Here is a 14,064-nt window from a genome sequence, read left to right as displayed (position 1 = left end):
AAAGTCCTTAGTAGTTCCAGTTTACTGAGAATGCGAATGTAGCAGGATCGGTTATAAAGCCATCTGGCATAGAGAACGGCGTTCCAATTGAGAGGTCATAACTTAAATTGGCAGGAATAATGGCTCCGCGTAACCCAACAACCCCACCCGCGAGATGCGAACCCAGATTGATATCGATTCCACGCCCGCTAATTTCGCCATAGTCTGCACCGAGGTACAGTTCTTGAGAGGAAAGCGGCAGTGCCCATGATAGGGTGTTGCGCAATGTCCAGCCTTCATCGGCACTGAGTGTCCGTTCACCATCAAAGCTACGTACCGTCCAACGGTTACCAATGCTGAATTGATCTTGTGGCGTTAATGGGCGTTCACTGATTTGACGTAAATATTGCGAATCAAAACGCAGTGATTGGTCAGCCAATGAGAATGGAATACTTGCAGAAGCAGAAAATTGCATCACAATTGCCAGTGCGGTTGCATAATCACGGGACTCCGCATCTTGTAACTCCTCAAAAGCAGGCATGGCACCAAACCAACGCGTTCCGTGCTGGTAACTCACGCCGACATGGAGTGTGGATTGCCCTATGAATTGACGATGGTTCAGCCCAACTTTCCACGACGTGGTACGGCGTTTTTGGTTTTCAATTTCGGTGTTTTGCACAAAGTTGCGGGTTTCACGCATATTCACATCATAGGTGACGGTCGTTTTTGCGGTTACATCACGATATAACACGTTACTTAACTGTAAATTCAAGCTTCTGTTTTTACCGCGATATGCAATATCGCTGTTCGCACCGGCGATAGTTTGGGTGTATTCGTAATCACTCACGGTCGTTGAAAATTGCCAATAGCCAAACGGTACCGAATAATGAGCACTGTAGTTGGTTGTATCTTTGCTGCTGGAAAAACCTAAATCGCGGGTTGTGGTAATATAAAAGAGATCATTGAGTGAAGTGGGATTATCCAAGGCTAACATTATACCCGCTTGGTTTTTCCCCGTACTTCTTGAGCCTGTATTATCCACCCATGCCCCCACATGCCAGTAACGGAATTGCCGACGATGAATCACAATCTGTGTGTCACCCGGTCCATCCCCTGGCACCATCTCCATTGATGCCTGTACTGTTGGCAAGCGTTTCAAGTTCTCAAGCCCTTGCTCTACATCACGTAAATCTAAGAGATCCCCCACATGTGTTGGTATGGCAGTATATAAAGAACTGTAAGTGGAAGAGCCATCTGTAAAACGAATATGTTGTACCTTGCCCGGCATGACGACCAATGCCAAGATACCAGAGGATAAATCTTGCTCCGGGATAAGCACCCGAGTGGTTATCCAACCGTGGATAATCAGGCGATTTTGAATATCGGTGACCAATAAATTAATGCCGTTAATTCCTAGGCAGTACCCACTCGCTTGGTTGGCTAAACGTTGTACAGGTACCCAATGAGGAAGCATTTTTTGCCCGGTCATCGAAACATGTTGAATGGTAAAGCACGGTGTTTCTTTCGGAAATTGCACTGTGGATTTTATAATGGGAACAGATAAGCTGACCTCTGGGGCTTTGGCTTCAAATTGCAACTGTTGGGCTTGTTGTTGCTGAATTTGGTGCTGTAATAAGCGCCCTGTATTTTCAGGGAAGTGTGGTTCAGCGAAAGCCGTTAACATAGCGAACGAAGTAAAAGACAAGGCGCCATAGCGCCAAAAAGAATTCCGTTTCATTAATGTCATGTTAAATTATTGTATTTTAAATGTTAATAGTTTATTAAGGCTTACATAAGTTGATATTCAGGGCAATGAGGATGGTGCGAATTGGAGGTAAAATAAGACTGAATGCGAATGAAAGCATTGTGATACGATATACTCAATATCATTTATTATCGAAAATTCAACTACATGTGAGAAACATTTGAACCGTATTGATATCCCGTTTTTATCACACCATCATTTAAACGGATGATTTACCTCCGATGAATTAAGCTCCGTCCCAAACCTGCACGATTTGCTCACTTTTGATTTTAAGCTGTGAGAACTAAGAGTGAGTGCTTTATCTTTGCTATAAACACCTAATTGACCGAAATAACTATTCTGTAAAAAATGTTGGTTGTAGCTTCTTAAACCCGTAAATAACGCTTCTCTATCTTCAGTCGTAATCTCACTCGTTACGATAATTTTCATAACAGCCTCATTTTATTTATATTTATCTCTTTTTTATTATGCATAAAAATCAATACCCAACAAATTCATTAATATCAATAGGGTAAATTACATCGCATTACGAATGTCTTAGTTTGACTGCGTTTACTCAATTAAAAACTAAACGTTTTTTTATCTTGCCTGTAATCTTATTCACCGTAAAATCCCTCTAATCCTTCAGAATAAATGTGAACAATATGACACTTACCATTATTATTTTTGTATTGGTCTATGTTGCCATGGCATTTGGCAAGCTTCCTGGTTTTAAAGTCGATAGAACAGGTGCCGCAGTCATCGGTGCTTTAGCCATGATGGCAATCGATAGCATTACACCACCTCACGCGTGGAATGCCATCGATTACCGGACTATCGGCATGTTATTTGGCTTAATGGTGGTGTCTGCTTCATTTGTGGTCTCCGGCTTTTATAACTGGACTGCGGATCGCGTTGCCATGTTAAAAGTCAGTGCCCCAACCCTGCTAGCTGTGCTCATTGTTGTCGGCGGGTTACTTTCAGCACTTCTTACTAACGATGTGGTTGTCGTCGCAATGACCCCGTTACTGGTTTCTATCACGCTTTCTCGCGGGCTAAATCCCATTCCCTTTTTGCTCGGATTTTGTTTTGCAGCGAATAACGGCGCAACAGGTTCGCTCATTGGTAGCCCACAAAACATGATTGCAGCACAAGGATTAGATATTTCTTTTGTGGGCTTGCTGCAATCTTCTGCAATACCGGCATTATTGTCTTTACCTCTCACATGGCTTGTGCTGGTTTGGTTGTATCGAAACCGCTGGTATTTAGCCAAAGAGCCAAACAATACCCCCAAAACGGTTTCACCACCGACCCCGCTTGATACATGGGAAACAGCCAAAGCTGGTGTGATTACACTGGCGGTTATTGTGGCATTTGTGGTCAGTGACATCCCAAAAGAATTAATCGCCTTGACGGCAGCAGGTTTTCTATTATTGAACCGCTCAATCGCTTCTAGCGATATGCTTAAGCTGGTAGATGGCAACCTCTTGTTGCTCATCATGGGATTGTTTGTGGTCAACGCCGCATTTGCGGGTACTGGCTTACCTCAACAGATGCTCAACGATCTACGAGCCCATGGCGTTGAGCTCAATAACCCTCTAATTCTATTTTTAGTGACAGGCGTCTTGAGTACGATCGTGGGAAACAATCCGTCCGTTATGCTGTTAGTTCCGTTTTTAACCCCTGATGGTAATGCGGATGCATTAGGTGCGGCACTGGTGCTCGGCTCAGGCTTTTCCAGCAACTTATTTGTTTTTGGTAGTTTGGCAGGCATTATCGTGGTAGAACAAGCGGCTGCTTATGGTGTGAAAATTTCATTCGCTGAGTTTGCTAAATCAGGCGGGATTGTCGCTGTTTTGTGTATGTTGTTAGCCACGGCTTGGATTATATTTGCGCTATAACATCGGCATATTTTTCCGCTTATAACGCCTTTCTCCTCTTATATTGCAAGAAAGGCGTTTAAGATTTTTAGGGAAGAATGGCAAATGAACGAACAGGAAAACCACTCGCATTATTGGGTTTAGCCACAATATTAAAAATCACGGCACCGCGAATAGGTAATTGATCTAAATTTGCCATTAACTCTATTTGGTAGGTATCTTGTTCTAATACGTAATACTCACCTAACAGCCCATTATTTTGGCGAAAATCTTTTGCCGAATCGGTATCAAAAGTTTCATGCCCTATCGCTTTGACTCCACGCTCTTCAAATAAAAACTTGAGCGCATCCATTCCCCAACCGGGAATTTGATTATTACCTTCACCATCTTTGTTATCCATCGCGTCTTGAGAAGGCCAGCGCTTATACCAGTCAGTGCGTAATGCCACAAAGCTGTCAGGTTCAATTCGCCCATATTCCCGCTCAAATGCCAAAACATCGTCACGAGAAAATGAAAAATTGGGATCTTGTTCTGCGCGTTTTGATTGGTCGATAACAATCAGTGGCAATACCAATTCTTGCAGTTCTAATTCATGTAAAAAACGTTTTCCTTCAACAAAATGGCAAGGAGCATCAATATGTGTGCCGTATTGTCCAGGGAAAGTAAATTGCTGAGCAAAAAAACCGTCGGAATAATCAAATAATGTTTTAAAGTCTGCCGAATCAAACATAAAGAAATGCGGTGAGTCTTTGTCAAAACTGTGTGTTAAATCGACCCATTTTTTAGACTTTAATACATTCAGTGCATTCAAAACCTCGTTAGTCATCATTTTCCCCTATCTGATTTTGGCTTTTATTAAGACAATTTTATTTTGGATTTTTTATTTATTCTGAATAGGTAATAACCAACTCTATGACGTTTGTCTATCCTTCTTAGAGAATGAGTTGCCAATTGCGTCATCAAACTGGCAACCTTGTTCGAAAATTATTTAGCGTAATTAGCCCATGCTGCAGGCTCAATAAAGCCATCATACAGACGTTGAGAACGAATATAATCTGCGTATTCTTTTGATTCAAAAGCTTCTTTTAAATCTTTTGCCCATTGTGTGTCGAGGTCTTTTTGCAGAACCGTCACAATAACTCGATGTTCAAGCGGCGAGTTTTCGACAACTAAGCCATCAGCAATACGCTGACCTGCACTCGCCACATAGTTACCATTCACGACGACAAAATCCACATCATCCAATAAACGCAAACCTTGAGCTGCATCGGTTTCACGAATATCCAGTTTATATTTAGCAGGTTCAATATCATTCACACTAAAGTTAAGCGTACTCACATTAGGTTTGATTTTAATCCAACCTAATTGTTCTAAAATTCTCGCACCACGCTCCGCGTTTACTGGGTCATTAGACAGAGCCACAATCATGCCATCTTGCACTTCATCCAACGATTTATGCTTATTTGAACGTAAACTTTGTGGTGCGCTTGGTGAATCTGCCAATGCAACCATGTTGATATTATTTTTTTGATTATAAGCTTCCATATAAGCACGGCTTTGGTTTACCGATGCATCAATAGCACCTTCTTCAAATGCAGGGTTAATTTGCCTATTTTGCGAAAATTGGCGTAATGTCACCTGATAACCTTTCTTTTCTAAAATAGGAACAATGCCTTTATCCACTTGGTCAATATAATTCCCTACCCCAAAGCCAATTGTAATTTGCTTTTTATCTGCACTGTCTTTTTCTTTATTATCACCACATCCTGCTAATACAATTATTGCTGTTGCCACTAAAGATAAATTTATTATTTTTTGTTTGAACATTGAGATATTCCCCATGGTGGTTACCCTTCAATTACATTCCGTTTTTATATTGCTAATTGACCGGAGTATAAACAGGATTTATTTAACGTCTTAGATCTGATCGTTATAACTTAAATAAAAACAGATATAAAAATATGCCAAAACAAAATGGTTATAACCATATAACAAAATGGTAGTTCGAATAATGATGTGATTGATATGTAATGAAGGAGATAAAAAAATTTAAATAAAGTGAGTTATTTATGACAACAAAATATGATTTAATTAATTTTCTTCTTAACCTGACACCAGACTCTGAATTAGCAAAAACTCGCGCAGAAAGACCTGTAGCAACAGAAAATACTCAAGCCGCTTTTGATGCTATTTTTTCAGCACCTTCCAAATTATTGACACTCAATATGAAATATTATTTTGCGCATCTTGTGGCGAAAATAACAGGTTCCGTATTGCTCGAAAAATATTATGCTGAATTATTATCATCACACACAGAGATTGAAATCACCGCTCATCTCGCTTTAGCCGAAAAATATTTGCACATATTAGTGAGCAACCCTAATCAAGCCGATTACGCCTTAACACAGCAATTCATTCAACAAGGATGGTCTGAGCCCGATATTATTTTACTTGCTCAGCTCATAACTTTTGTCACTTACCAATCTCGATTGGTTACAGGCCTAGGTTTATTAATTGGACAAAATTCGAATACTGGGCATCGCGTCAATGAACCTCAAACCATTAAAGCTGGTATTTGGAACCATGCTAGTCAAACACAATTAGGACAAACGTCACCGACAGTGTTCACGCAATCACAATTAGGTTGGGAATCTTGGCTATCCGCACGGGACGCTAATACACTTGATGAGAATGAAACTCAGACCATGAAAAAACATGGTCAGCTGAATTCTGAATATTTCTTACTTTTGGCTCATCAAAGTGAGATTTTAGCGCTACGCACACAGATTGACCGCGGCATTTTTTATACCTCAGGAGGATTGCCTCGCTGGGAAAGAGAGTTTGCTGCTGCTGTCGTAAGTAAAGTCAATGGCTGTATTTATTGTGCTTCTGTGCATGCTCGCAAAGCGAGCCAATATTCAAAAGAACATTATGCTGATGTCGAAAAACTCTTAGCGACTCCCGCAGGCAGTGAGCTTGCCGAAGGTTATGAACCACGACTCTTAGCCATTATTGACCTTGTTGCTTCACTCTCAGCAACACCGATTCAAGCCTCCGTTAAGCAAATAAGCCAATTACGCTCACTCGGGTTATCGGAACTGGAACTGCTGGATTTGATTCAATCTAGTGCATTTTTCTCATGGGCTAATCGCTTAATGCTTACCTTGGGAGAACCTTTTGAACTCCCTGAAAATAAGGAGTAATGCCATGGAACCGGTTATTGGATTAGCGGCACTAGAAGCACAAATACAACAGGATCTACAGTACCTTAATTTACCCATTGGCACATGGACACTGTCTGATGAAAACCTGTTTGAACAACACATTAATGTCGCCATTATTGGTGCAGGTATGTCCGGAGTTACGGCGGCTTTCGCGCTTAAATTACGAGGCATCAATGCTGTCATTTTTGATCAAGCTCCCGCCGGTAGAGAAGGACCTTGGCAGACACCAGCATTAATGGAAACCTTACGTTCACCAAAACAGGTGGTAGGCCCTGCTCTCGCATCCCCTTCTTTAACATTCCAAGCGTGGTTTAAAGCCCAATTTGGGAATGAAGCATGGGAAGCTCTTGATAAAATTCCTCGTTTGCAGTGGGGTGAATACCTACAATGGTTTAAAACCATGACGGCACCGACACTGCTTAGCCAGCATCAACTCATTGATGTCAAACTAACCCCTCAGGGTCGTGAACTCACGTTTGAGACGCCTAATGGGTCAACTCACTTTATGGCACAACATGTCATTATTGCGACGGGCATGGAATCATTCAGTGAGCCTAATATTCCTGAATTTATGGATAAAATTCCCTCCGATTATTGGGAACACTCATACGCAGGCAGTGACTATCAACGATTTAACGGTCTGAGTATTGGCGTGGTAGGCTACAGTGCTGGCGCGATGGACAGTTCCGCTACCGCGTTAGAACACGGAGCTAAGTCGGTTGAGTTATTAATCCGCGCAAAGGAGATGCCGAGAGTTAACCGCGGTAAAGTCGCAGGCAGTGCTGGCTTTACTCATGCTTATGGGTATTTTACTGACGCACAAAAATGGCACTATGCCGATTATGTTTTGAAAGCGAAAACTCCCGCTCCTCATGGCAGTACTTTACGCGTTTCTCGCCATGCTCATGCCTATTTTAATTTCGATACCCAAGTCAATCATGTGGCTCTCAAAGAGAATAAATTGCATGTTTCCACGACTCAGGGGGATTTCTCTTTTGATTACCTTATCTTGGCGACGGGCTATCGTTTGAATTGGCATAAGCACTCTGCATTTCATCGCCTCGCACCGTTCATTAAAACATGGGGAGATGTCTATACCCCTCCTAAAGGTGAAGAGAATGATGAACTTGCTGCGCACCCCTATCTTGGAAAACATTTTGAATTACAAGCCAAAGCGGGTTACGAATTCCCATTTATTGACCATTTTTACTGCTTTAATTTAAGCGCTTCACTCAGCATGGGGCCTGTCATTGGTTTGATCCCAGGGACCAATACTGGGGCTGAGCGTTTAGCCGATCATATCGCGGCTAAATTGTATTTAGCTCATCAACAACAGCATCTTGAGCGGGTTAAAACCAGTACAGAGAATGAGTTATTAGGTGATGAATGGCAGCCCGCACTCCCTCCAGCTCAGCGCGTGCAACAGACTGAAAATGTGGAGTAAAAAAGGATGATTGAATTTAATAATGTCCAAAAAGTGTATAACAAAAATGGGCAATCTCTAATCGCTCTACAAGATATTAATTTGCATATTAATAAAGGAGATATCTTCGGATTTATTGGCTATAGCGGTGCAGGTAAAAGTTCACTCATACGTCTCGTTAACCAACTCGAAAAACCCTCGAGTGGCTCAATCACGGTCGGTCAACATAATCTGGCTGAGCATAGTCCATCGCAAACACGCGCCCACAAGAAAAGTATTGGTATGATTTTTCAGCATTTCAACTTGCTGGAGACTAAAACTGTCGCGCAAAACGTTGCCATGCCACTCGTGTTACTCGGTGTTGATAAGCATGAAATCATGCAGCGTGTGGATAACATTCTTGAATATGTTGAATTGAGTGATAAAAAAAACCAGTATCCCAATCAATTATCTGGGGGGCAGAAACAACGAGTGGGAATAGCCAGAGCGTTGATTAATAACCCTCAAATTCTGTTGTGTGATGAGGCCACCTCTGCGTTAGATCCCCAAACTACCGCATCTATTTTAGCATTACTGCAAAAAATCAATCGTGAGCAGAACATTACTATTTTACTGGTCACTCATGAAATGGAAGTGATTGAACAAATATGCCATCGAGTCGCTGTTATGGAGTCTGGGCGGATTGTTGAAGAAGGAACTGTCCTTGATATCTTCGCTCAGCCTAAACACTCCACCACTCAAAAATTTGTGGGTACCGTGCTCAACGAAAAAATTCCTGAACGTGTCCTTCATCAGCTTGAGCATCAAGACGATGTTTACCGGTTAGAATTTTTAGGTAAATCAGCGCAGGAACCCGTGGTAAATGAATTAATCATGAAAAACATTATTAAGATCAACATCCTATTTGCCAATATGAAAGAGATAAACGGTGTAGTTCTTGGCAGTATGTTTGTTCAGATGCTTGGCGATAAAATGCACATCGACGAAGCGATAGCTTTCTTACGTCATCGCGGCGTTGCAGTAAACAAGGGGACAGTATGAGTGATTTTTTTGAGACGGCACTGACAAGTAAACAGTTTTTATTAGCCATGTCAGAAACATTCACCATGGTCAGTATTGCGTTAGTTTTAGGATCTCTCTTTGGGATCTTATTAGGCATCTTATTGGTGATTACGCGGCCTGAGGGAATTTGGGAAAATAAACGTATTTATCGAATTATTAATCCTATTATTAATATATTCCGTTCATTGCCCTTTATTATTTTATTAGTGGCAATCATCCCACTAACGCGTTTTGTCGTGGGTACCTCGATTGGCACTACTGCTGCGATTGTGCCATTAGTAATTTATATTGCACCTTATACCGCAAGGCTCGTTGAGAACTCGTTATTAAGTGTCCACTCTGGGATTATTGAAGCCGCAGATGCAATGGGTGCCACAAACTGGCAAATTGTTTGGCATTTTATACTTCCCGAAGCAAAGTCATCCTTAATATTAAGTTTAACCGCTGCCAGTATCACACTTGTTGGAGCGACCGCAATGGCAGGCGCAGTTGGTGGGGGTGGTGTTGGTGATCTTGCATTAAATTATGGTTATCAGCGCTTTGATAATGTCGCCATGGCAATTACGGTTGTTACCTTAGTCATTATTGTCCAAGGAATACAATTCATTGGTGATACTCTTGCAAGAAGAGCCCGTTTTCACTAAATAACATAAAGTCGATGATATAAATTCATCGACTTTTATTTTGTTTATCATGTCATTAACTCCTCACATCTTTTTTTCTCTTTTCCCCAAATAACATTTACATACAAAAAAACCATAATTAACCTGAGTTTAATAAAAAATCAGGCTATTTCTAGAAATTAAATTTTAAAAAATGCAGTAAAATACCAATATGTTTTAAATGATTCATATATAATCATAATAGTATGAATGATAATGTTTATTTAGCTACTTTAGTATGAAAATGCTATCAAATGCATATTTTTGTCACTTTTATAACATCTTAAGCTACCTCATGCGCTTTGCGATGCATCGTCAGCGTTTTATTCACCTCTAACTGAAAACTGATTATGCCGACTATTGAACAACTAATATTACTTTCATCCATATTGATTTTACTCGGTATTTTTTCTAGCAAGTTGTCTGCAAGGCTCGGTCTGCCCATGCTAGTCATGTTCCTCTTTATTGGTATGCTTGCCGGTGAAGATGGGTTAGGAAGAATCACCTTTGATAACGTCAACGTCTCTTATGCCGTGGGTTCCCTCGCCCTTGCATTAATCCTCTTCGATGGTGGCTTACAAACTTCAGTAAAATCGATTAAGTTAGTTTGGAAACCTGCATTTACCTTAGCGACTTTTGGAGTGTTAATTACCGCAGGCATCACGGGGTTAGCCGCCGCCTATATTCTAGGTATTCCACTTCTTGAAGGGTTACTCTTAGGTGCCATTGTTGGTTCTACCGATGCAGCCGCAGTATTTTCCTTATTACGTAATGCGGGCATTTACTTAAATGAGCGTCTCCAAGCAACCTTAGAGATAGAAAGTGCTACCAACGACCCAATGGCAATTTTCCTCACTGTTGGACTATTGCAATTATTGATGAATCAACAGTCTTCTGGCAGTGAATTAATTTTACTATTTATTAGTCAGATGGGAATTGGCGCGATTGTTGGAATCAGTGTTGGTTGGATTTCAATAAAAATAATCAATAAAATTAAATTACTCGCAGCAGGTCTCTACCCTGTTCTTGTGGCAGCTTGTGGACTATTCTCCTTTGGCGTTGCCAGTAACCTAGATGGCAGTGGATTCTTATCCATTTTCGTAACAGGTGTCGTTATTGGTAACCATTCCTTTGTTTTCCAGCGTAATACATTCCTATTCCATGATGGGCTTGCTTGGTTAAGCCAGATTATTATGTTCGTCATGTTGGGTCTGCTGGTTAATCCGAGTTCCCTACTTGAGGTATGGCAGGAAGGGTTGCTTATCGCCTTAGTCTTAACGTTTATTGCAAGACCACTAGCGGTTGTCCCAGTGTTAAAACTATTCCGTTTCACTCGCAATGAAATCACATTAATTTCTTGGGTGGGCTTAAGAGGCTCAGTGCCGATTATTCTTGCCATCTTCCCCTTCATTTATGGGCTACCTGGCGCTAATCTGATTTTTGATGTTGTCTTCTTTGTGGTATTAATTTCTGCAACCTTACAAGGCTCCACACTACCTTACTTTGCTCGCAAACTGAATCTTATGCAGCCACCGCCATTACTTCCGGCTGCAACTTTGGACATTACTGCGGTAGATCAGATTGATGCTGACTTAGTTGAATATACACTTGGTGAGGACTGCTCTGCTGTTGGACGCCGTTTGTCGCAATTAGCGCTGCCTGACCAAACCGTTATCGCAATGATCACTCGAGAAAAAAGCGTTTTACCGCCGAGAGGTTCAACTATCTTAATGGCAAATGACCACCTATTTGTCGTTTTGAAACCACAAAATCGCTTATTCTTAGAAAGGTTGTTTTCCGAGCAAACCTCGACTGAGCTAACGGTCATGGAGCTACCTGCTTCAGGTTTAAGCTTAAAGGGCACTACACGGTTAAATGAAATTTATGAGTCATATGGAATTCAGGTTGAAGTAGATTCAGATAAAACACTCAACCAGTTTATTCACGTGAATACTGAAAATGAACCAATTCAAGGGGATATCATTAAATTAGACAATATGCAGTTAAAGATTGATGAAATGATTGGTCCTCGTATTGTCACCGTTATTTTAGAGCCAATACAAGCTGAACAAGATTAATAATTCAAAGATTAGAAAACCTATTTTATAACGGTTATAAACTTAATTTTCGCATAAAAAAATAAAAGCCCAAATGGGCTTTTATTTTTGTAAATACTCAAGATGAGATATGTATTAATATATTCAATTGCTGTGACCAATTAATTTAGATTAATTAATTATACCGTTCTAAATTGAAACAATTTAATTAACAAACTTAGTTTGTTTCATTATGAAACTTAAGCAATGAATTGATATTATACGAGAGAATAAAGCGAGTCATTGAACCCTTTAGATTCTCTTTCCTCTGAGGCGTTGGTATCATCTTGGAGAACTTCGCTGAAGAATTCGCCCATATTCACGCCTAATACCTTTAATACACGAACTAAACAGTCGATATCAATACGATTCACACCACGCTCATAACGAAATAGTTGTTGTTCACTAATGTCGATCTCTTTAGCTAATTGAAAAACTGTGTAGCCTTGAGCTTTTCTTAAAGATTTAATTTTTTGTCCAACTGCACAAGCGACAGGATATTTTGTATTCATAAACATTCTCGCTTCAATCTATATTAATTGAATAAAAATCGGTAGATATTTTCTACCATTTTTATTGTTATTTTATATGTACTATATAGTTCATTGATAAAACACGGTGATACATCCAACATCACTAAGCAAATGATATACTAGCCTTCTAATTAGTTTCAACTAGTCCAAAAATGACATTGCAACTATGTAACAAAATATTTTTCTCTATACAAATAAGACGGGTAAATGAATTACCTTTTATTTATCAATGCGTTATACAAACTGATAGCCAGTGAATACCACCTACTAAACTTAGGCGAAAGACCACATTGCGAGACAATTCACTAAAAACCACTCACTTTCCCGTCAAAAAATCCAAAAATAAAGGAAATAAACAGAATTATTTAACACTGTAACAAAGTTAATCGTTTCATGTTAACAGTGATTCTTTTTAGAGCGAAAAACCACTCCATGTGAACATTTTCTGTAAAAGAAAGTAAAAAATATATGTTTTACATATATAACTATTTTGCAACATAAGATATCAATCACTTACATTTTTGAACAGCATGCCGCAAATTAATTAATGCTATATTTTTAAAGTACCATAGTGAATGTAATGTACCGCCTTATTCAACATAACAAAACATTAACGTTAAGGAAGTCGAACATTCACTTTACTTGATGAGTATCACAAAAATATGAACTTTAATGATTATCGATAATCTTATTTTAATATTATTTATTCTCAAACATGATGAAATTATTGAAATTTAAGATTATCAAAATATGAGTAACTAGGATTATTCACTAATATACTACTTTACAGATATTCTTTATCTGCAAAAAAAGAAAATGTTTAATTGCAAACTTCCCTATTTAGATCTTAAGAATATTCTGAATAATTTATTTAAGCCAACATAAGACTATCTGTATCGTATAGCACTATTTCATTTCTATTGTACCTTTTATGAACCTAATTCTTAATCATCAAAATTCATTTCATACAAAAAATAGATATGATGATATACCCATTTTATCATGCATAAAATTTAACTTATGTAATTGTTATGGTTTATTTTAGTTAACTATATACAAACCTAGAAGCAATCCGCCCCCTCGCTACGCAAGGAAAAATCTTGTTATCGAATTATTCGATAAATAACAGTATCTGCAATTCAGTAATTTATGTGAATAATATAATAGTATATATAGATATCTATTGAGGCTTAATAGGAATAGCACGTGGCAAGTGAAATGACGATTTACGCAAGATAAATGATAATCATCATGAGAGGATGTGTTATTTTGTCTCGTTTGGTGTTTTATACTATAACCAAATGATTCAAAACATATCACAATACTTATTGATGAAAGACTAAGTAGGAAATAATAGGGATTTTTGACTCAAGAAAAGATGAAGTGGTGGGCGATAGCGGGCTCGAACCACTGACCCCCTCCTTGTAAGGGAGGTGCTCTACCAACTGAGCTAATCGCCCA

General features: G+C 39.5%; 11 protein-coding genes and 1 tRNA gene. 6 read left to right on the top strand and 6 right to left on the bottom strand.

The features are described from left to right. Positions 1-7 precede the first annotated feature (7 nt). Entirely contained in the window at positions 8-1,726 is a 1,719-nt protein-coding gene (locus PROVALCAL_RS15260; protein WP_006660218.1) for a ShlB/FhaC/HecB family hemolysin secretion/activation protein, read from the bottom strand. Positions 1,727-1,939: 213 nt separating this feature from the next. Beyond that, a complete protein-coding gene (locus tag PROVALCAL_RS19890; RefSeq protein ID WP_039862190.1) occupies positions 1,940-2,173 on the bottom strand; it encodes a hypothetical protein in 234 nt (77 codons plus the stop codon). Positions 2,174-2,388: 215 nt separating this feature from the next. Here PROVALCAL_RS19890 and PROVALCAL_RS15250 point away from each other — a divergent pair, with 215 nt between their 5' ends. Further along, a complete protein-coding gene (locus PROVALCAL_RS15250; protein ID WP_006660217.1) occupies positions 2,389-3,624 on the top strand; it encodes an ArsB/NhaD family transporter in 1,236 nt (411 codons plus the stop codon). Between the two features lie 67 nt (positions 3,625-3,691). On the opposite strand, the gene PROVALCAL_RS15245 is transcribed toward PROVALCAL_RS15250, so the two are convergent. Then, positions 3,692-4,429, bottom strand: coding sequence for a cyclase family protein (locus PROVALCAL_RS15245; RefSeq protein ID WP_006661327.1), 738 nt, complete (start codon positions 4,427-4,429; stop codon positions 3,692-3,694). A 158-nt stretch (positions 4,430-4,587) separates the two neighbouring features. Next, positions 4,588-5,430 (bottom strand): MetQ/NlpA family ABC transporter substrate-binding protein, encoded by an 843-nt coding sequence (locus PROVALCAL_RS15240; RefSeq protein ID WP_006661326.1) that lies wholly within the window; start codon positions 5,428-5,430, stop codon positions 4,588-4,590. A 242-nt stretch (positions 5,431-5,672) separates the two neighbouring features. On the opposite strand from PROVALCAL_RS15240, the gene PROVALCAL_RS15235 reads away from it, so the two are divergent. The 5 genes from PROVALCAL_RS15235 to PROVALCAL_RS15215 all read left to right on the top strand — a co-directional run bounded on the left by PROVALCAL_RS15235 (position 5,673) and on the right by PROVALCAL_RS15215 (position 12,052). Next, a complete protein-coding gene (locus PROVALCAL_RS15235; protein WP_006660214.1) occupies positions 5,673-6,806 on the top strand; it encodes a CMD domain-containing protein in 1,134 nt (377 codons plus the stop codon). 4 nt (positions 6,807-6,810) lie between these two features. Then, positions 6,811-8,271, top strand: coding sequence for an FAD/NAD(P)-binding protein (locus PROVALCAL_RS15230; RefSeq protein ID WP_006660213.1), 1,461 nt, complete (start codon positions 6,811-6,813; stop codon positions 8,269-8,271). A 6-nt stretch (positions 8,272-8,277) separates the two neighbouring features. Further along, positions 8,278-9,291 carry a methionine ABC transporter ATP-binding protein gene (locus PROVALCAL_RS15225; RefSeq protein ID WP_006660212.1) on the top strand — a complete coding sequence of 338 codons (1,014 nt, stop codon included), beginning with the start codon at positions 8,278-8,280 and terminating at the stop codon, positions 9,289-9,291. After that, positions 9,288-9,956 (top strand): methionine ABC transporter permease, encoded by a 669-nt coding sequence (locus tag PROVALCAL_RS15220; protein WP_006660211.1) that lies wholly within the window; start codon positions 9,288-9,290, stop codon positions 9,954-9,956. The genes PROVALCAL_RS15225 and PROVALCAL_RS15220 overlap by 4 nt, the downstream gene beginning before the upstream one ends. Before the next feature lie 368 nt (positions 9,957-10,324). Further along, the gene (locus tag PROVALCAL_RS15215) at positions 10,325-12,052 is read left to right on the top strand and encodes a potassium/proton antiporter (protein WP_071586598.1); all 1,728 of its coding nucleotides are present in this window, start codon (positions 10,325-10,327) and stop codon (positions 12,050-12,052) included. 236 nt (positions 12,053-12,288) lie between these two features. Here the strand turns inward: PROVALCAL_RS15215 and PROVALCAL_RS15210 are convergent, their stop codons facing one another. Beyond that, entirely contained in the window at positions 12,289-12,582 is a 294-nt protein-coding gene (locus tag PROVALCAL_RS15210) for a helix-turn-helix domain-containing protein (protein ID WP_006661320.1), read from the bottom strand. A gap of 1,405 nt (positions 12,583-13,987) precedes the next feature. After that, positions 13,988-14,063, bottom strand: a tRNA-Val gene (locus PROVALCAL_RS15205). Between the last annotated feature and the right edge of the window lies 1 nt (position 14,064).

It is taken from the genome of Providencia alcalifaciens DSM 30120, from assembly GCF_000173415.1.
In the GTDB taxonomy this organism is placed as follows: domain Bacteria; phylum Pseudomonadota; class Gammaproteobacteria; order Enterobacterales; family Enterobacteriaceae; genus Providencia; species Providencia alcalifaciens.
The sequence above is the reverse complement of the archived record's forward strand: the minus strand, read 5'-3'. Positions and strand labels throughout refer to the sequence as shown.

Bases quoted from the DNA above. Each gene is read 5' to 3' on its own strand.
- PROVALCAL_RS15210 (WP_006661320.1), bottom strand. From the start codon at position 12,582: ATGAATACAAAATATCCTGTCGCTTGTGCAGTTGGACAAAAAATTAAA.
- PROVALCAL_RS15235 (WP_006660214.1), top strand. From the start codon at position 5,673: ATGACAACAAAATATGATTTAATTAATTTTCTTCTTAACCTGACACCA.
- PROVALCAL_RS15260 (WP_006660218.1), bottom strand. From the start codon at position 1,726: ATGACATTAATGAAACGGAATTCTTTTTGGCGCTATGGCGCCTTGTCT.
- PROVALCAL_RS15240 (WP_006661326.1), bottom strand. From the start codon at position 5,430: ATGTTCAAACAAAAAATAATAAATTTATCTTTAGTGGCAACAGCAATA.
- PROVALCAL_RS15220 (WP_006660211.1), top strand. From the start codon at position 9,288: ATGAGTGATTTTTTTGAGACGGCACTGACAAGTAAACAGTTTTTATTA.
- PROVALCAL_RS15245 (WP_006661327.1), bottom strand. From the start codon at position 4,429: ATGACTAACGAGGTTTTGAATGCACTGAATGTATTAAAGTCTAAAAAA.
- PROVALCAL_RS15225 (WP_006660212.1), top strand. From the start codon at position 8,278: ATGATTGAATTTAATAATGTCCAAAAAGTGTATAACAAAAATGGGCAA.
- PROVALCAL_RS19890 (WP_039862190.1), bottom strand. From the start codon at position 2,173: ATGAAAATTATCGTAACGAGTGAGATTACGACTGAAGATAGAGAAGCG.
- PROVALCAL_RS15250 (WP_006660217.1), top strand. From the start codon at position 2,389: ATGACACTTACCATTATTATTTTTGTATTGGTCTATGTTGCCATGGCA.
- PROVALCAL_RS15215 (WP_071586598.1), top strand. From the start codon at position 10,325: ATGCCGACTATTGAACAACTAATATTACTTTCATCCATATTGATTTTA.
- PROVALCAL_RS15230 (WP_006660213.1), top strand. From the start codon at position 6,811: ATGGAACCGGTTATTGGATTAGCGGCACTAGAAGCACAAATACAACAG.